Source organism: Afifella sp. H1R (assembly GCF_021462425.1).
Lineage (GTDB): Bacteria > Pseudomonadota > Alphaproteobacteria > Rhizobiales > Afifellaceae > Afifella > Afifella aestuarii.
Map to the genome: position 1 here is coordinate 1 of NZ_JAKEDY010000005.1, position 17,493 is coordinate 17,493.

Annotated in this window: 22 protein-coding genes; 11 read left to right on the plus strand and 11 right to left on the minus strand. The window is 65.1% G+C overall.

Annotation, left to right across the window (positions count from 1 at the left end):
* Positions 1-46: 46 nt before the first annotated feature.
* From L0F51_RS19625 to L0F51_RS19635, 3 genes are all read right to left on the minus strand, one after another.
* Positions 47-379: a metalloregulator ArsR/SmtB family transcription factor gene (locus L0F51_RS19625; protein ID WP_078710423.1), complete on the minus strand. Its 333-nt coding sequence runs from the start codon at positions 377-379 to the stop codon at positions 47-49.
* 102 nt (positions 380-481) lie between these two features.
* On the minus strand, positions 482-1,417 hold the full coding sequence (locus L0F51_RS19630; RefSeq protein ID WP_078710424.1) for an MBL fold metallo-hydrolase: 936 nt from the start codon (positions 1,415-1,417) through the stop codon (positions 482-484).
* Positions 1,410-1,790, minus strand: a complete 381-nt coding sequence (locus tag L0F51_RS19635; RefSeq protein WP_234630866.1) for a cation transporter — start codon at positions 1,788-1,790, stop codon at positions 1,410-1,412. The genes L0F51_RS19630 and L0F51_RS19635 overlap by 8 nt, the downstream gene beginning before the upstream one ends.
* 47 nt (positions 1,791-1,837) lie before the next feature.
* Between L0F51_RS19635 and L0F51_RS19640 the strand changes: the two genes are divergently transcribed.
* The gene (locus L0F51_RS19640; RefSeq protein WP_078710425.1) at positions 1,838-2,200 is read left to right on the plus strand and encodes a metalloregulator ArsR/SmtB family transcription factor; all 363 of its coding nucleotides are present in this window, start codon (positions 1,838-1,840) and stop codon (positions 2,198-2,200) included.
* A gap of 1 nt (position 2,201) precedes the next feature.
* Here L0F51_RS19640 and L0F51_RS19645 read toward each other — a convergent pair whose 3' ends face one another.
* Together L0F51_RS19645 and L0F51_RS19650 are read right to left on the minus strand one after the other, a co-directional pair.
* Entirely contained in the window at positions 2,202-2,546 is a 345-nt protein-coding gene (locus L0F51_RS19645; RefSeq protein WP_116002892.1) for a WGR domain-containing protein, read from the minus strand.
* Positions 2,543-3,088, minus strand: coding sequence for a recombinase family protein (locus L0F51_RS19650; RefSeq protein WP_078710426.1), 546 nt, complete (start codon positions 3,086-3,088; stop codon positions 2,543-2,545). The genes L0F51_RS19645 and L0F51_RS19650 overlap by 4 nt, the downstream gene beginning before the upstream one ends.
* 411 nt (positions 3,089-3,499) lie before the next feature.
* Between L0F51_RS19650 and L0F51_RS19655 the strand changes: the two genes are divergently transcribed.
* The 7 genes from L0F51_RS19655 (at position 3,500) to L0F51_RS19685 (ending at position 7,272) form a co-directional block, all read left to right on the plus strand.
* Positions 3,500-3,634, plus strand: coding sequence for a CopG family transcriptional regulator (locus L0F51_RS19655; RefSeq protein WP_234630867.1), 135 nt, complete (start codon positions 3,500-3,502; stop codon positions 3,632-3,634).
* A 320-nt stretch (positions 3,635-3,954) separates the two neighbouring features.
* Complete coding sequence (locus tag L0F51_RS19660) at positions 3,955-4,536, plus strand: helix-turn-helix domain-containing protein (RefSeq protein ID WP_342587371.1); 582 nt, start codon at positions 3,955-3,957, stop codon at positions 4,534-4,536.
* A 102-nt stretch (positions 4,537-4,638) separates the two neighbouring features.
* A complete protein-coding gene (locus L0F51_RS19665) occupies positions 4,639-5,436 on the plus strand; it encodes a SprT-like domain-containing protein (RefSeq protein ID WP_234630868.1) in 798 nt (265 codons plus the stop codon).
* A gap of 74 nt (positions 5,437-5,510) precedes the next feature.
* A complete protein-coding gene (locus L0F51_RS19670; protein WP_078710429.1) occupies positions 5,511-6,170 on the plus strand; it encodes an AAA family ATPase in 660 nt (219 codons plus the stop codon).
* A complete protein-coding gene (locus L0F51_RS19675) occupies positions 6,167-6,496 on the plus strand; it encodes a chromosome partitioning protein ParB (protein ID WP_207553012.1) in 330 nt (109 codons plus the stop codon). The genes L0F51_RS19670 and L0F51_RS19675 overlap by 4 nt, the downstream gene beginning before the upstream one ends.
* Before the next feature lie 82 nt (positions 6,497-6,578).
* Positions 6,579-6,956: a type II toxin-antitoxin system RelE/ParE family toxin gene (locus L0F51_RS19680; protein ID WP_078710430.1), complete on the plus strand. Its 378-nt coding sequence runs from the start codon at positions 6,579-6,581 to the stop codon at positions 6,954-6,956.
* Complete coding sequence (locus L0F51_RS19685; RefSeq protein ID WP_078710431.1) at positions 6,937-7,272, plus strand: helix-turn-helix domain-containing protein; 336 nt, start codon at positions 6,937-6,939, stop codon at positions 7,270-7,272. Before L0F51_RS19680 ends, L0F51_RS19685 begins: the two co-directional genes overlap by 20 nt.
* 561 nt (positions 7,273-7,833) lie before the next feature.
* Here L0F51_RS19685 and L0F51_RS19690 read toward each other — a convergent pair.
* The 4 genes from L0F51_RS19690 to L0F51_RS19705 form a co-directional block, all read right to left on the minus strand.
* The gene (locus tag L0F51_RS19690; protein ID WP_078710432.1) at positions 7,834-8,958 is read right to left on the minus strand and encodes an IS110 family transposase; all 1,125 of its coding nucleotides are present in this window, start codon (positions 8,956-8,958) and stop codon (positions 7,834-7,836) included.
* Positions 8,959-9,191: 233 nt separating this feature from the next.
* Entirely contained in the window at positions 9,192-10,685 is a 1,494-nt protein-coding gene (locus L0F51_RS19695; protein WP_370642469.1) for a type IV secretory system conjugative DNA transfer family protein, read from the minus strand.
* Positions 10,686-10,777: 92 nt separating this feature from the next.
* Positions 10,778-11,056, minus strand: a complete 279-nt coding sequence (locus L0F51_RS19700; protein WP_078710434.1) for a conjugal transfer protein TraD — start codon at positions 11,054-11,056, stop codon at positions 10,778-10,780.
* Positions 11,057-11,072: 16 nt separating this feature from the next.
* A complete protein-coding gene (locus L0F51_RS19705; RefSeq protein ID WP_234630869.1) occupies positions 11,073-11,399 on the minus strand; it encodes a conjugal transfer protein TraD in 327 nt (108 codons plus the stop codon).
* Positions 11,400-11,598: 199 nt separating this feature from the next.
* Between L0F51_RS19705 and traA the strand changes: the two genes are divergently transcribed.
* The 3 genes from traA to L0F51_RS19720 are packed head-to-tail and all read left to right on the plus strand — an operon-like array spanning position 11,599 to position 15,665.
* Positions 11,599-14,718, plus strand: a complete 3,120-nt coding sequence (gene traA / locus L0F51_RS19710) for a Ti-type conjugative transfer relaxase TraA (protein ID WP_078710408.1) — start codon at positions 11,599-11,601, stop codon at positions 14,716-14,718.
* 9 nt (positions 14,719-14,727) lie between these two features.
* Complete coding sequence (locus tag L0F51_RS19715; protein ID WP_078710409.1) at positions 14,728-15,420, plus strand: DUF6118 family protein; 693 nt, start codon at positions 14,728-14,730, stop codon at positions 15,418-15,420.
* Positions 15,421-15,440: 20 nt separating this feature from the next.
* A complete protein-coding gene (locus tag L0F51_RS19720; protein ID WP_078710410.1) occupies positions 15,441-15,665 on the plus strand; it encodes a hypothetical protein in 225 nt (74 codons plus the stop codon).
* Between the two features lie 18 nt (positions 15,666-15,683).
* Here L0F51_RS19720 and L0F51_RS19725 read toward each other — a convergent pair whose 3' ends face one another.
* Both L0F51_RS19725 and L0F51_RS19730 read right to left on the minus strand, forming a co-directional pair.
* Positions 15,684-16,064, minus strand: coding sequence for an antitoxin VbhA family protein (locus L0F51_RS19725; RefSeq protein WP_078710411.1), 381 nt, complete (start codon positions 16,062-16,064; stop codon positions 15,684-15,686).
* Between the two features lie 89 nt (positions 16,065-16,153).
* Positions 16,154-17,299 (minus strand): cytochrome P450, encoded by a 1,146-nt coding sequence (locus L0F51_RS19730; RefSeq protein ID WP_234630871.1) that lies wholly within the window; start codon positions 17,297-17,299, stop codon positions 16,154-16,156.
* Positions 17,300-17,493: the final 194 nt, after the last annotated feature.

The following is a 17,493-nucleotide window of genomic DNA, read 5'->3' on the forward strand; positions in this document are numbered from 1 at the left end:
GGGCATGTCTTCTCGATCAGGCGCTGCACCAGCGGCCGTTGGAACATTAACGTTCATCGTCTTCCTCCTCGGCACCGCCGCGTTGCTCGGCCACGTGGCCAACCATATCCCGGATGACGCACTCCACGTGCTCGTCGACCACGCCGTAGAAGACCTGCTTGCCGCGTCGCTCGGCCTTGACGAAGCGGGCCGCGCGCAGAAGACGGAGATGATGGCTGACGAGCGATGGGGAGAGGTCGACGCGCTGGGCGATGTCACTCACGCAGAGTGCATCGCCGAGGCAGGCCACGGCAATGCGCAGCCTGTTGCCGTCGCCCATAAGGCGAAAGATCTCGGCAAGTTCAACGGCCTGGTCTTCGGTCAGCTTGATGTCGGGCATGCTGCATCCATGAACGTTTGAACAGGTGTTCAGTTATTCCACTGACTGTCGAGGGTCAAGGGGAGCTATCGCTGGAGCGGATGGCAAGGGAGCGGGCGGGAGCTACCGCCACGCCGCCTCAGTCAGGGCGTCAAGCGGGAGCTTCAGATATCGACGCCCGTTCGCTTCCGGATCCGGGAGCCAACCCCCGGCGATGTTGACCTGCAGCGCATGGAGCATCAGCTTTGGAAGGGGCAGTTGAGCATCCCGTTCGTCCCGGAAGGAGACGAACGCGTTCTCGCATAGTGCCTCCTGCAGATGGATATTACTCACCCTCTGCTCCGCAACGGTGCTCTCCCAGGCCGGCTCCCGGCCTCCCGGTCTGTAGTCGTGGCCGGTAAACAGGCGTGTCTTTGCAGGCAATGCGAGGATTCGTTGGATCGAGCGCCACAGATCACGCGCATCGCCGCCGGGAAAGTCGCAGCGCGCCGTGCCGAAGTCCGGCATGAACAGGGTGTCGTGCACGAAAGCGGCATCTCCCACGACATAGGTGATAGAAGCCAGGGTATGACCTGGCGAATGGAGAACCTCGACATCCAGATCGCCGATCCGGAAGTGCTCTCCGTCGGCGAAGAGCCTGTCCCACTGCGAGCCGTCGATGGGAAAGGAATCGGGCAGGTTGTAGATCTCTTTCCAGAGCTTCTGAACCTCGATCACCTTCTCGCCGATCGCAGTGGGCGCACCGATCATCCGTTGCAGGTATTGGACGGCGGACAGGTGATCGGCATGAGGATGAGTGTCGAGGATCCACTCAACCGTGCAGCCGTTCTGCCGGACATAGTCGAGCAGCGCTTCCGCGGAGCGGGTAGAGGTCGCGCCGGATTTCTCGTCGAAATCGAGCACCGGATCGATCAGCGCGCAGCGTTTCGTTGCCGGATCGGTGACCACATACTGGACACTCGATGTCCGTTCATCAAAGAATCCGGCGACCAGCGGTGACGACTTGGCGCCTCGGAGCGGTTGGTTCTCGACGAAGTGGCCGGTACGCGTTTCATGCATATTCACATCTCCAGCGATCGCGCCAAGGCGTCGGCACGAGGCCGGTGGTCCAAAGCGCCCGCTTGTAGGCCGGGGTGATATGGCTGAGATCCCTCGGCAAGTCGTCATCATCGTCGCCTGCCTCCGCTGCCGGGCGATCCAGCCGATTGAGCTGGTAGCCGATGCCCGTCACAGCCCGTTCGACCTGCGGAAGACGGGTATCGGGATCATCGACGTGCAGCGTCATGATCTGCGTGGCGGTCGAGACCTTCACGTCCTCGACTCCAACCGAGCGCACGGCCTTTTCGATCTTCGCCGCGCAGGAGGGGCAATCCATTCCGGTGACGCGGCAGTGCGTCGTCTCGGCTTCACTCGTTGAAGCTGCTACGCTCATGGCCATCTTCCCTAATCGTGAAGAGCTATATATCATTCGTGGCTGATATGTCGAGCGATGCTGAACTGATCGAGCGGGTTGATGTCCCGACCCTCGCCTTGCGGGCGAAGCTGTTTCGGGGGCTGGCGGATGCATCGCGGCTGTCGATCCTGGACGCCTTGCGCGCAGGACCCTTATCCGTGGGCGAGATCGTCGCGACGACCGGCCTGTCGCAGTCGAACGCGTCGAACCATCTGCGGTGTCTCAGCGAATGCGGTCTTGTGGTTGGTGAGCAGCGCGGCCGCTTCGTTCACTATCGCTTGAGTGATCCGCGCCTGGATGATCTGCTTGTGCTCGTCGGCGAACTGCTGAGGGAGACTGCCTGCGGCGTCAAAGCCTGCGAAAACTACAGGATGTCACAGCAATCCTAAGTCAGATGAGACTTCCGCAACCGTCATTTGCCGTGGACGATAGAGACTTTCGCGATGCTCGTTGGAGCCAGCCGGCGGGGTCGACCAGCTCGCACGTCCTGTAGCCGATCCCGATCCGCTTCGGCGCCGAAGCACGCCGGCGAAGGCAAGTCCGAACGAGACGACGCGCCGCCAGCTCGTCGTCGGTGACATAGCGCACAGTGCGGCCGCGCGCGCCGATCCGGCCGAACGTCACCTCGACCAGCCAATCGCCGAGGAGATCCCGGCCCGCCTCGACGTGGTAGGAGCGCCAGCGGTTGCGCTCTGGGTCGCAGGCTTCGAGATAGGCCGAGAAGGCTGCGATCATGGGGTGAGCCTTGAAATGGTGCTCTGGCTGACATTGTAGGAGCGGGCCACGGCGCGCTGCGGCTCGCCGGCGAGGATGCGTTCCAACGCCTCGCGCTGCTGGTGCGGCGTGAGCTTGGGCTTGCGGCCGAACTTCACCCCCTGTTCCCTGGCCCTGGCGCGCCCGGCGGCGGTGCGCTCGCGGATGCGGCCGCGCTCCCATTTCGCGGCGATCCCGAGCACGGCAATCACGATGTCGGCCAGCTCGGACGTGGTGTCCACGATCGGCTCGGCGAGCGAACGGAAGCCGGCGCCGGCTTCTCTCACCTCATGCAGGATGTTGAGGAGGTCGCGCGTGTCGCGCGCCAAGCGGTCGACGGCGGCGACCATAAGCACGTCGCCAGGTTCAAGCTTGCCGATCGCGCGCTTGAGCTGCGGCCGCTCGATCGTGAAGCCGCTGATCTTCTCACGGAACACCATCTCGCAGCCGGCGGCCTTGAGCTGGGCGAGCTGGTTGGCGAGGTCCTGGCCGCTAGTGGAGACGCGCGCATAGCCGTAGATCATGCCAGCTATTGTGCATCAGATATCCGCATCAAAAAAGCGAAATGATCTCAGGAAGGTGGGTTTGATGCAGAATTCCTGAGTTGTGCATATCTCGCAGTGAGCCTCGGAGGGTCGGGGTTCCGCCGGCTGATCCGATGAGATACAGGGGGCGGCCGGGGCCGATGCTTACATGATTGCAAGTAAGCATTGTGCCTTGCCTGTCGGCCAGTGCCCTGAGTCGCGCCGGTTCGCGAAGCCGGCAGGACGGGCAGCAGTGGCCAGACCCCACGATTTCAGCGGTTTTGATTGAGGGGATTGCAGAATCAGAAAACTCAGCGTTACATTTAACACATGAGTCGACGCGCGGACCCGGAGAGCACCCGAAAGAGAGTTATCGCTCACAGAGAGCGGCAGCTCGCGGCCGGACGCGCCTTGCTCAACATCTATGTTCCGAGTGAACTGGTCGCAGCGATCGACCGGATCAAGGAGCAGCGGGGCGCGTCAGCGCGCGCGCCGATCATCGAGGAAGCTTTGAGGTTCTATATCGAGCAGCAGCAGAGGGCATAAGCGAAAAGCGCCCGATCGTTTGCCGCGATCGAGCGCCTTTCGGATGATGGAACCGGCTTTGTTGGGCAGCTCCTAGAACCAGGCTCCCAACATAGTCGAGCGCGATCCGCCCGGCAAGAAGAGTCTTGCCGGGAACGGGGAAGCTTTGTCCGCCGTCCACAGATGCCCTCCAGGACGGAGGACGAAAGACGATGTTTGAAAGAATTGGGGCGGCGTTCGCAGGAGCGCCGACCGGACGGGCGCGCACGCCCGTTCGACGGCAAAGCCGTGCCGCGGGGCGATGCGAGGGTGTGTTCTGGCGGCGGACCGATCGCCGGGAAGTGCGCAAGATCCTCCTGGCCGCGCGGCGTTACGAGCTGGCCGCGCGTCGGCCGGGAGAGCGCAACGGGCCACTCGGCGCCGTGGCGATCGAGCTGGTGGAGCTGCTGGGCAACCTGGTCGACTTCCGGACGGGGCGGCTGGAGCCGTCGATCGACACGCTGATGCGCTACCTGAAGCGGTCGCGTGACGCCGTGGTGCGGGCGCTGAAGAACCTGCGCATGCATGGCTTCCTCGACTGGCTCAGGCGCTACATGCCGACCGGGAACGAGGGGCGAGGCCCGCAGGTGCAGCAGACCAGCAATGCCTATCGCTTGTCGCTGCCGCCGCGCGCGCTGCGGCTCCTCGGGCGCATGGGCGAGGCCCCTCCCCCGCCGGACGATCACGATCACGCCCAGGAGGTTCGCGCGGCCGAGCTGCAAGCCCACAAGGATGCTCTACCGCCCGACGAGCTGGCTTTGTTCGAGCTGGGCGACACACCCCTTGGGCGGGCTCTCGCCGCCCTTGGAAAATCAGTGAAAAAGCGTGAGTCCGCCAAGCAGACTGAATCCCCATCTCATTCTTTATCTATGCCAGAAAGATAGATTCGGACGCCGCGCACCGGCCCGCTTCGCGGCCCTGCGGCGGTTCCGGCCCGCGTTAAGTGCGGGCCGGGAAGCGGAACCCTCACAACAAAACCGCAACGCGTGCGCCTGCGGCCATCGTCCTATGGCTTTCGAGAGGGAGCGGGCGGCAAGGGCGGCGCTCAACATGAAAGCATGCAATTATGCTTGCATGACAGCATGAAATATGCGATTTTTGTTTCGTACGATACACAAAAGGCCGTCATGTCCCCCGCCAATCCGACCGCGAGAACCTATGCCGCGCTGAATCGGGCATTCGATTTCTTCAACGATCGGCTGTTCGGTGGCGAGTTGCCGCCCTGCCTCGTGACCTTGCAGCGCAAGAACAAAGCCTATGGCTATTTCGCCGGCGGCCGGTTCGGATCAAAGGACGGCACGGAGATCACCGACGAGATTGCGCTAAACCCGTCGCATTTCAAAAGCCGCACCGACGAGCAGAGCCTTTCCACCCTCGCCCATGAGATGGCGCACCTTTGGCAGCATCATTTCGGCAAGCCGTCGCGCGCGGGCTACCACAACAAGGAATGGGCGGCGAAGATGCACGCGATCGGCCTGCACCCCTCTGATACCGGCCAGCCGGGCGGCAAGGAGACCGGCCAGTCGTGCAGCCATTACATCATCGAGGGCGGTCCCTACGTCTGCGCCTTCTCCGAGCTGGCCGCGCAACCTGACTTCTCGGCCCTCTATGTCGAGCTTTGGGACGACGCCGAGGCGCGGAAGAAGCGCAAGGCGAAGTCGGCCAGCAAGACCCGCTACACCTGCCCGAGCTGCGAGCTGCACGCCTGGGCGAAACCGGGGGTGCGCCTGGTTTGCGGCGAGTGTGACGAGCCCATGGCAGCCGACGAGGATTCGGAGCCTTAACCTCGCATCAATGCAGACATGCTTTCATGTTTGCAGGCAAGCGTGTAGGCTTCTTTGCATGAAAGGATGCAAGCATGATTACAGTCGCTTTCTGCACTCAGAAGGGCGGGACCGGCAAGACGACGATCGCGACGGCGCTTGCGGTCGCGGCGCACCTGGCCGGGAAGAAATCGGCTCTGCTCGACCTCGACCCGCAGACGAACGCCGTCAACTGGTTTGACAGGCGAGAAGGCGATGGTCCGGACGTCGCCTCGATCCAGCCGGGGGCTATCCGGCGCTCGCTCGACGCCTATCGCGGCCTTGGCATGGATTGGGTGTTCATCGACACGCCCGGCAAGATGGACAGCGCCTCGACCGAAGCGGCCAAGCATGCCGACATGGTGTTGATCCCGACGCAGGCGCAAATATTCGCGATCGACACCTTGGAGCCGCTAAAGCGGCTTCTCGACATGGCGGGCAATCCGCCGGCCTTCGTGGTGCTGAATCTCGTGCATCCAAACGCCGGGGGCAGGGCGGGCGATGATGCCGCCGCAATCACGGAGCGGTTCAACGTGCCGGTCGCCCCCATCCACCTTTCACGCCTGAAAGCCTACGAGGACGCACCGGCCTTGGGGCAGACGCCGCAAGAACTGGAACCGCAGGGACGTGCCGCCCAGGAAGTCGCCGGCCTGTTCACCTTCCTTTCAGAGCAGGCAAGCATGGTTGCAGGTAATCATGAAAGGATGAAAGCATGAGCCGCAAGCCCTCCCTCCTGGCGACCGCCATCAAGGCCGGAGAACAGCCGGCTCCCACGCCGGCAGCTCCCGAGACGCCGGCCGAGCCGAAGCGCCGCGCCCGTAGCCCTCAGCCCGCCGGAAGCTATGTTGCGCCTTCGCGGGCGAACAAGACGGCCAAGACGCACTACCTGCCGCCGGTCTATTGGGAGACGCTGGAAGAACTCAGCTTCCGAACGCGCGATCCGCAGGGCAAACGGATTCCGCAGGAACGGCTTGTGGCCGAGGCGTTGAACCTGCTTTTCGCCAAATACAATTTCCCGGTCGTTCGAGAGGGCGGCGAGTAGGAGAAACCATGCTTTCATGTAAGCATGATTCCCAAAACGATAATCAGGTTGCAATCTATACCTGTTCAGGTATAAGATGAGCATGAACCAAGGCGAGCGCCCGCTCGAATGGATTGCGAGCAGCTACAAGGACTTGATGGCGCTGCCGCCAGTCGTGCGCAGGTTTTTCGGTTTTGCGTTGTCGCTGGCCCAGGCAGGCGACCAGGCCGATACGGCAAAGGTGCTCAAGGGCTTTGGCGGGGCCGGTGTGCTGGAGGTCGTCGAGAACGATGCCGGCGGCACATATCGGGCCGTCTACACGGTGAGATTTGCGGAAGCGGTCTTCGTCCTGCATTGCTTCCAAAAGAAGAGCAAAAGCGGAATCGCCACGCCCAAGGCAGACATGGACATTATCCGCACTCGGCTCAAGGTGGCCGAAGCGTTGGCGCAGGAGATGCGAAATGAAAAAAAGGATCGTTGAAGGTATCGAGGTTCACCGCAGCTCAGGCAACATCTTTGCCGATCTTGGGTTGCCCGATGCTGAAAAGCTCAAGATCAAGGCCGGCTTGGTAGTCGAGATCAGGAAGGCGATGCGTGCTCTTGGGTTGAACCAGCAAGAGGCAGCGAAACGCATGGGCATCCCGCAGCCGAAGGTGTCGGGGATGATGCGTGGCGATTTCACCAACCTGTCTGAACGCAAGCTCATGGACTGCCTGAATCGCCTTGGTTACGACATTGAGATCACCGTGAAGCCGGCCGCCGATCCAGTCGGTCATTTGACACTTGCGGTTGCTTGAGCATGACGACGAAGCCTAGCCGCCTTGCCCGTGAAATTTCGGAAATGGCGGGCGCGCAGCGCCGCCTCGGGATCATGGATGAGGGGACCTATGAGAAAATCACGGCCCGGCACCTTGGAGAGATGGTCCCTGCCGACCGAAACGCCGATAAACGGGCTTAGCCGGATAGGGTAGGGAAACATGATTGCCTGCAAGCATGTCTCCTCCTATGACGATCACGACTGGATGTGCGCATGGCTATAATTACCCGCGGCGATCGCCGGGGCAAGCTGTTCTTGTAGAACCTGACTGGCGTGCTGCGCGCCTGTTGTCTGACGACGATTGATCAAGCACCTATACGCGGATTGGCTACCGCACGACCCTTTTCCGTCGTGGACCTTCCTCCGTCAAAGTGGCGGGCATCGAATAAATCTGCCCCAGGGCCGTATCGAGGATTGTCCGCGTCAATCAGGGCGCGCAGCACGCCAGCCAGGTTCAGTTTGTCACGTTCTTATTTCCCTCCTGCTCTGCCGCCCGCGCGCTCCGGGCTGCGCAACCCCGACCAGCTCCGCCCTACGCGCGCTACCGTCGCGGCTCCATGGCTGCGAGGGGCGTATTGCGGGCAATGTCCCAGATGAAGCCGACCAGCTCGCGGGCGACGGCCGTGACGACCTTGACCGTCTGCTTTCCCGCACTCGCCAGCCGTCGATATTTGCCGCAAAGGCGAACCTGCGCCTTCCATGCAATGGCGCGGATGTTGTCGGGTATGCTGCCGTTGCGCTCGCGCAGCGCCCGGCCCTCGCGGGCAGGGAAGCGATAGTGCCATGCGGATTCGATCAGCATGGAGCGAGCGGCGGCATTGCCAGCGCGGGTGATCTCGCCGCGCTTGATCCGCTTGCCGCTGGAATATTCGGCGGGAACGAGGCCGATCCACGCCATGAGCTGCTTGGGGCTGTCGAAGCGGTGCAGGTCGCCGATTTCGGCAACGAGCGTGGCGGCCGCGATGAGCTTGATGCCGCGCAGGGCCTGGAGGGCCATGACGATCGGGGCGAGCGGCCAGTCTTCAAGAGCTTCAGCGAGCACCTGTTCCAGCCGCTTGCAGCGGCCTTCGAGTTCATGGATGCGGCGCTTGTATTCCTCGAAGACGAATTGCTGGTGCGGGAAGGGGAAGACCTGTTCGGCCAGCCAGCGCCAATGCAGGCCGCCCCAGATCGCCTTGCCGGGGAAACGGCGATCGTGGCGCAGCAGGAAGCTTTTCAGGGTAGTTTTCGCGGCGGCGAGGTCCTGCTTGGCCTGGCGGTGGGCGCGCACCACGTCGCGGATCGCCTCATGGGCTTCGTCCGGAACCCACACCGCGACCAGCTCGCCGGCGCGCAGCAGGCGAGCCAGCGTCTGGGCGTCTCTCCGATCAGTCTTCACCCGATCGTTCGGCCGACGCGGCATCGAGGATGGCGAGATCACCATGCACTCGATGCCGATTTTCGCGAGGTATCGGTAGATGACGAACCCGCAGGGGCCGGATTCATAGCAAACCCTCAACTCCGATCCGCCTTTGCCAATCTGGGCCAATGCTGTGCGCAATGATTCCGCCGTGTTGGCGATGGTACCAAAGAAGCGAACCTCTTTCTCACGGCCTTCCTCCGCGACTGCGATGGCAATCGTGTCCTGGTGAACGTCGAGACCGACGAATTTCTTTCCTGACGGCATGAAAGCTTCCTTCCTGTTGCAAACCTCATCAGCGCAACACTCAGAAAGCCCAGGCTCGGGGCAAGTGATCGTCATCGGGTCAATGTGAGAGAGCGGGCCGGCCGGGAGCTGGCGCCGTGCCACGCGGCCGAAGCCGCGTCCGGCCCGAAGGCGAACGCGCTTCCAAACTGCGCCGTAGTGAAGCCGGAGGGCTGCCAGTGACAAAGCCCCAGCGCGTCAGCGCTGGGACCGTCTCATGCCGGATCGAACATCCCTTTGAATTCGCCATCGGCATAGTAGCGCAGCTTGCGGGCGGCGAGCGGGTGCATGTCCTTGATGAGCAGGATTTGCATGTCCGGCGGGATGCGCATGATCTCGTCGGGGTTGAGGAGGTTGCGGCCGTGGAAGTGCTGCGATCGGCCGATGCTGCGCGAGCCGGTGGAGCGGTTGACGCTCTCGGTCTCGTATTCGACGGTTTCCTGGCCGATGGTCTTGGAGAGCCATTCGGCGGTCTCGTAGTCGTTGACGCCGAAGGTCTGGATGACGCCGGCATTGGAGAAGAAGGTGCCGGCTCGTCGCCCGTAGGTGGCACGGAGCTGATGCAGGTCCTGGAGGATCGGCCAGAGCTGGAGGCCGTATCCGGCCATGAGGCCCATAGCGCGCTCGACAGGGGCGAGATGGCCGAGGGCGGCGAACTCATCGAGCAGGAACAGCACGGGCTTTGCCGGTCGCGTCCTTGAACGCGCCATGTCGGTGACGGCTTGGCTGACGAGAAGGCGCAGCCATCGCGAGTAGGCGTCGAGGCGATCGGGCGGCAGGACGAGAAACACTGTCGCGGTTCCCTCCTTCAGATCGGCGAAGCGGACATCCGAGCGGCCCATGACGGCCGCCATGCGCGGGCTGTCGAGGAAGTGGGTATGACGCTGCGCGGAGGAGAGGACGCCGGCGGCCTCGCGGTCGGACTTGCCGAGGTGACGATTGGCAGCACGGGCGACGAGCTGGCCGGCGGCGGGGCTGTCCTGCATCCGCCGGAGGAGGGCGGCAAAGGCGTCCGGTGCCGCGGTGATGTGCTCGCGCACCGTGGCGAGGGTGCGCCGGCTGGGCTCCTCCTCGCAGGCGACGAACAGGATGATGCCGGCGAGGAGGGCCTTGGCCTCCTCGTTCCAATGCGCTTCGGCGACCTGGCCGGGCGGATCGAGCACCAGCGCCTCGGCGAGGGTGGCGGCATCCTCGGCGACGTCGGGGCTGGCCGGATCGAGCGTGTCCATCGGATTATAGGCGGCCGAGGGGAGGCCGGTGGCGTCGAACGGGTCGAGCAGATGGACAGGGCCGAAGCGGGACCTGGCGCGCATGGTGATGCGGGCGTTCTCGCCCTTGGGATCGATGCAGAGGACCGAGCGATCGGCGTCAAGAAGGTTCGGGATGACGGTGCCGACGCCTTTGCCCGTCCGCGTCGGGGCGAGGGTGATGAGGTGCGAGATCCCGTCATAGCGGATCGGCTTGGAGCCGCCCTGCTGGCGGCCGACGAGCAGACCGCCGTTGTTCCGGGTGAGAGCGTCAGCCTCCTTCTTCGAGGCCCAGCGAGCGGACCCGAACAGGGTGCTTTGGCCGGCATTGGGGAAGAGCGGAAAGACCCAGCCGAGGGCGGCGCCGAGACCCATCAGCGGGACGGCCAGGATCGCCGCGCCGGCGTCGGTCCTGAAGCCGTCGAGGACGGGCAGGAGGGTCAGGTAGCGGACGGCGCCCATCGCCGCGAAGCCGTAGATGATGGCGGTGACGAGGTTGGGGAGTTTGTCCCTGACGGTCATCTTGGATTCCACTCATTTCCGACGCGTGAGCGTCAGCGCTTGCCGGCCTCGGCTGCCGCTGCCGGCATCGCCTCGTCGGCGTCGAAGGCGGCGCGTCCTTGCCGCCGCCAATGGGCAATGACCTCGTCGGCCGAGAGGTGTTCGGTTCCGCCGCGCTTCAGCAAACCGGCGAGGTCGAGGAAGGCGCCGAGCAGCGTCGCGCGATCGTCGCCGGTCAGCTCGACCAGGCCGGCCTTCTGGACGAGGCCGCCCAGCTCGATGAGGTGGCGCGTTCGATCGCGGCGCGCCTTGGCCCAATCCCGCGTGTCCATGCGCGCGCGCCGTGCCTCAGCTCGCCTCTGAGCCGCCGCCGAGCGGCGCAGCGCCGCCAGTGTCGCCGTCAGCTCTCGAAGCAGTGTCGCCGGCGCCGTTTTCCTTCCTGCGGTTGCGCCGCTGAAAGAACTCGGCCCCGCGCCGGCGCCAGCCCTCCCGCTTGTCGGAGTCCTTGTGCTCAACGGCGCCAAGTAGCAGACCCGCCAGCGTCTCCATGTCGAGCTGATCAGCGCCAGTCGCGATCACCAGCTCGCCAAGCTGCGTTCTTTGCCGTGCCTTGAGGCTCTTGGCCTTCTCCTGAAGCGCCTTCAGCTCGGCATCGATATCGCGTGGCCTCCGCATGGTCCCTCCTGTCATCACGTCCCCGACTCGCCACCAACCTAGCCACCGGCACGGCGCCTGTCACTCAAAGCCGTCAGGATTTGAGTGCGCGCTTATACGTTGCTGCGCAACGTGCGCTTAGGCGGCGCGGTCTGGTCTGGCCTTTGAGGCAAATCGCAGCTAGGCTGCTGAGTGATTTGCGGGGGGACGCGGCGCCGGCATGGCGATCTACCATTTCTCGGCCAAAGTGATCTCGCGCGGCGCAGGCCGCAGCGCCGTGGCGGCCGCTGCCTATCGCTCCGCGTCGGAGCTGCACGATGAGCGCCTTGGCCGCGCCCACGACTTCACCGCCAAGACCGGCGTCGTTCATTCCGAAATCTTGGCTCCAGACGGTGCGCCGGAGCGGCTTTCCGATCGCGCGGCCTTGTGGAACGAGGTGGAAGCCACGGAGAAACGGAAGGATGCGCAGCTCGCCCGCGAGGTGGAGTTCGCCTTGCCGCGCGAGCTGAACCGGGAAGAGGGCGTGCAGCTCGCCCGCGACTTCGTTCAACGTGAGTTCGTCGACCGCGGCATGGTGGCGGACCTCAATGTGCATTGGGACTTCGACGCGGAGGGCCAAGCGAAGCCGCACGCGCACGTCATGCTGACCATGCGCGAAGTGGGGCCGGACGGCTTCGGCAAGAAGGTGCGGGAGTGGAACGCCACGCCGGAGCTGACCGGCTGGCGAGAACGCTGGGCCGAGCACGTCAACCAGCGCTGCGCGGAGCTGGGGCACGATGTTCGGATCGACCACCGCACGCTGGCCGCGCAGGGTGTCGAGCTGGAGCCGCAACACAAGATCGGACCGGCGGGGATGCGCCGGGAGACGCGCGGCGAGGATGCCGAGCGGGCGCAGGAGCATCGCGACGTCGCGCGCCGCAACGGCGAACGTCTTCTCGCCGAGCCGGGGGTCGCGCTGCGCTCGCTGACGCATCAGCACTCCACATTCACGCGTCAGGACCTCGCCCGGTTCGTGCATCGGCAGACGGACGGAGCCGATCAGTTCCAGGCCGTCATGAGCCGCGTGGAGTCGAGCCCGGAGATCGTGCAGCTCGGGCAGGACGGCCGCGGCCGTGAGCGGTTCACCACGCGCGAGATCATGGCTGTCGAGCAGCGCATGGAGCAGTCGGCCGACAGCCTCGCCGATGGTCGCGGGCATCGCGTCAGCCGAGCCTCGCTCGCTCACGCGCTGGATGCGGCGAACGATCGGGGAATGGTGCCCGGCCAGGATCAGGTCGCGGCGCTGGCGCATGTCACGGGCGATCAGGGCCTGGCGCTTGTCGTCGGCTATGCCGGCACGGGCAAGAGCGCCATGCTGGGGGTGGCGCGCGAGGCATGGGAGCGGGAAGGCTATATCGTTCGCGGTGCGGCCCTGTCGGGCATCGCGGCCGAGGGCCTGGAAGGCGGATCGGGCATCGCGAGCCGGACGATTGCCAGTCTCGAATACGCCTGGGAGCGCGGCCGCGACGAGCTGACGAGCCGCGACGTCTTGGTGATCGACGAGGCCGGCATGATCGGCTCGCGGCAGATGGCGCGCGTGCTTGAGCACGCCGAAAAGGCCGGCGCCAAGGTGGTGCTCGTGGGCGATCCCGAACAGCTCCAGGCGATCGAGGCGGGAGCGGCGTTCCGGGCGCTCAGCGAGCGGCACGGGGCGGCCGAGATCACGGAAATCCGCCGGCAGCGCGTCGACTGGCAGCGGGACGCCACGCGCGAGCTGGCGACGGGGCGCACGGGCCAGGCGCTCGACCGCTACGAGGCCGCCGGCATGGTGCATGGCCATGCCACGCGCGAGGACGCTCGGACGGCCCTGGTGGAGCGCTGGAACGAGGCGCGCCAGGCGCAGCCGGACCAGTCCCAGGTGATCCTGGCCTATACGCGGGCCGACGTGCGCGAGCTGAACGCCGGCGCCCGGTCCAAGCTGCAAGACGCCGGCGAGCTGGGCGCGGATCATGCGATGCAGACCGAGCGCGGCGAGCGATCCTTTGCGACCGGCGATCGGCTGATGTTCCTGCGCAACGAGCGGTCAATGGAGGTGAAGAACGGCACGCTCGGCACGGTGGAGGGCATCGAACGGGCGGGCGAAGGCAAGGAGGCTTCCGCACAGCTCACAGTGCGTCTGGACGGTGAGGAAGGGCGCCGGGTGGCGTTCGAGCTGCGCGATTACGACCACATCGACCACGGCTATGCGGCGACGGTTCACAAGGCGCAGGGCGTCACGGTCGACCGGGCGCATGTGCTGGCGACGGGCCATATGGACCGGCACGCGGCCTATGTCGGGCTGTCGCGGCACCGCGAGGGGGTGGAGCTGCATTACGGCCGTGAGGACATGGCCGACCACCGCCAGCTCGTGCGCACGCTTGCCCGTGAGCGGGCGAAGGATGTCACCCTCGACTATCCGACGAGCTTTGCCGAGCGGCGGGGCATCACTCCGGAGAACGAGATCCGGGTGCCGGAGCGCGTCTTGCGGGAGGCCGCGGCGCCGGAAAGGGAGAGGACCGGGCAGGAGCCGCCGCGCGGCATCTTCGCCGGTCTCCAGCTTGGCAAACATGCCGCCGGCGAGCGCAGTGCTGGCGAGCACATCGAGAGCGCGGCCGAGCGCGGGCAAGCCGCCGATCGGCGTCTCGATCAGCCGGGCATGTTCGCCGGCGTCCGGTTCGAGCCCGAGCCCGAGCCCGAGCCCGAGCCTGAGCAGAGCCGCGCGCCGGCGATGCGGCAGGCGCCGGATCGCCTTTCCCAGGCGGCGGAGCGTTACGGCCGGGCATGGGCCGACACCGAGCGGATGCGCGCTCAGGACCTCCCCGTGCTGCCGCATCAGAGCGAAGCCCTGGATCGGGCCGCGGCCGCGCTCGACAAGGTGCGCCCGAGCGCGGCGCAGGACCTTGCCTCGGCGCTGAAACACGATCCCCATCTCAGGCGCGATGCCCTGGAGCGACCAGGCGAAGCGCAGGGCGCGCAGCTCGTCGCCGGCATCGATCGCGAACGAGGCGTCCGGCTGGGCCACAATCCCGAGCTGAAGGCCGAGCGTATCGCGACGGAATGGGGCCGTCTGGAGCAGGCGCATGGGGCACTGGCAGGCTGGCAGGACAAGACGCGCGGCCAGATCGAGGCGCAGATGAAAGGGCTTGCCCAAGAGATCAAGGGCAATCCTCAGCTTGAAGCGGTGATGCGGTCCAGTGCCGAGAAGCTTGGTATCACGCAGGGGTCGAGCCTGGATCGGGTGCTCCGCGAGCCGAACGTCGCTCAAGCGATCGAGCGGACATTAAGCCGCGGCTTGAGCCGGGACTACGGCATGGAACGGTAAAGGAGGCCCATGCGGCAGGACGAAGACGCCGGCGGCCGCGTGCCGCCACAGGACCCCGCCACGCGCGCCTTTGAGGGTCTGCGGGCCGAGGTGACGGTGATGCGGCAGGCGATGGAGGAGCTGCCGGCGGCGCTGGAAGGGCAGCGGGCGCCGGACTACAGCTCCACGCTCGGCCAGATCGCCAAGAACCTGCACGCAGCCGTGGTGCGGATCGACGCTCTGGAGAAGCACACGGGCGCGCAGCTCACGCCGGAGGCGTTCGGGCGACAGATGCACAATGCCCGTTCGGAGATCTTCCGCCCGATCCAGAGCGACATGCGCGAGGCTGAGCGCCGGGTGCTGGATGCGGCCAACAGGCTCAGCATGGCTGCAGAGACGATCCGGGACCGGGGCGAGCAGCGCAAGTGGCTGATCGGGGCGGCCGCCGCCGGCGTTGTCGCCGGTCTGGTCCTGTTTCCCCTTCTCGGCCGCGTTCTGCCGGAAGCGATCGGCACCCGCATGGCGGCGCTCACGATGGGCGACACGCGCTGGAACGCCGGCATGAGCATGATGGGAGCCGAGAGCCCCGAGAGCTGGAACTTCATTGCCCAGGCATGGACTCTGGCGGACAGCAACAGCGAGGCGCTGGACGCCTGTCGCGCCCAGGCCAGGGAAACGGGCGAGGCGCAGAGCTGCACCGTCAACGTCAGGCCGGGCCGCTAGACGGGTGCCCAGGAGAGAGTATGGCGCGGTTTCAGTGTCACGAGTGCGGATTCGACGGTCATGCCGAATGGCATGGCGAGCTGGTCTGCCCGCGTTGCGGCTGCGATCATGGCGTGCGGGCCGCGATCGGCATCGAGGAGATGACGGAGGCCGAGGCCGACGCGATCGAGGCCTTGGCGACTGAGCTGGAAGGCTCGGAGGAATGGGCGATGGATGAGGACGGAGCTGCAAATAGGCGTGGCTGACCGCCCACGCCGGACAGCTCAATCCCTTGTCGGCGCCGACGGGCATTGATCCTCGCCCCACATTTCGTCGTAGGCAGCTTTGGGAAGGGGTTTGCTCACGCCCTCCTTCAGCTCGATCCCCATTTCAGCCCGAAGCCGCGCGGCGGTTTCGCAGGGGGATTCGTGGCTGCGCTTTACCTGTGGCTTATAGTGCCTGTCGAGCGCCGCGATCATCTCATCCGTGGTCATATCGCCGGCGATGTATGCGTCTTGGAGATAGTCGGTTTCCGGATCCCTGGCGCGGATTCCTTCCATCTCGGACTCGTGCATGGCGGCCTGAAGGAGACGGCGCCGGCGCTCGATGGCTTCCGGGCTCTTGTCGGGCCGGCAGGCGGGTGTTTTCGGGTCAGGTGCGGCCATTAAAGCGCTTTTTCGAGGGCGGATTGTGAGAAAACGATAGCTGAAAATGAGCCTTCACTAAATGACAGTGATGAGCTGCGAGGCTCGGCCTAGGCAGGAGCGCTCGTAGCCTCCCTCACCCGGCAGATGATGAACCGGCTTCGGGGCAAGGCTGGCAGCCTGGAATAATCAACCTGAAGATCCTGCTCCGGCACGTCGTATCTGATGCGCCTGGCCAGAACGTCCGCCGCCTGCTTCATGAGCCCGATCGTGATCCACTCGCCCGGGCAGCGGTGGTTCACGTCGTGGTTCCCGCCGCCCTGGGGAATGAGGCTGAAGGGGCTTCCGTCCCATTCGCGAAATCGCTCTGGCTGAAACACCTCAGGCGCGTCCCACGTCCTGGCGTCGTGGTTTGTCCCGTAAAGGTCTAGGATAACGCGTCTTCTGGCGGGGAAACGGTATCCCCTCCACTCGAAGTCGCCGCGCACCAGCGCTGCGACAGCGGGAAAGAAGGGGTAGAAGCGCCGAACCTCCTGGACGAACATTTCCGTATAGCTCGTGTCGTCGCCAGCTTCGAGCTTGCGCCGGCATTCAGGAAACTGGTGGAGGGCATGGGCGACGAAGGTGACATAGACGCCGACGGCGACGATCGGCCTGATCACGTTGAGGACTTCCACAGCGGCAACGTGCGGGCTCAGCAACTCGCCGTTCAAGTCCCGGTGCTCCGCAATGATCGAAGCAGCCGATCCTTCCGGCGGGCGGATTTGCCCTGAACGGATCTGCCCGACGATATTCTCGATCCAGCGATTGGCCCGCTTGCGCGCCCAACGCGCCCGCCAGTGCGCGGGGCCGACTGATCCTGCGGCGTCGAACAGCGCGGTGATCTCGTGCGTCCGCTGTCGAACCTGAGACTCGGGAAGCGGCACCCCGGCCCAGGCGCAGGCGGCTCGGGTCAGAAGTTCGTGAAGCTCGTCGTATAGGACGATCTCGTCCCTCAGCGCCCACAGGCGAGCGCGTGCCTGCCATTCCTCCGCGGTTGTCGCCATCAACCCTTCGATCCGCTCGGGGGTCATCAGCGACATGAACATTTGCTTGCGGTGTCGGTGGGCCTCGTCGTCCAGCCCTTGTACGCCGCCCTTTCCGAGCAGCGTCTTTTGGATGCGCCCGATCATGGCGCCCTGCCGCATGAACCGGCTCTGATCGTAGAACAGCCGGGCCGCCTCCGGCCCCGTCATACAGATTGTCTTGCGAAGCATGAGCCGGGTCTCGAACAGGTCCGATCCATAGGCACGGCACTGCTTCGAGATGAACCTGTAGGGGTCAGCCAGGAGTGCCAGCGTTGCGTCTGGCCTGTTGTCGCGGGGAACCTGGGGCATCAAGGCGCCTTCATCGGACGGATTTCGGGTCAGCCTTTCGGACCCTCATCTCGTTTCTCGGCCATACACTTTCG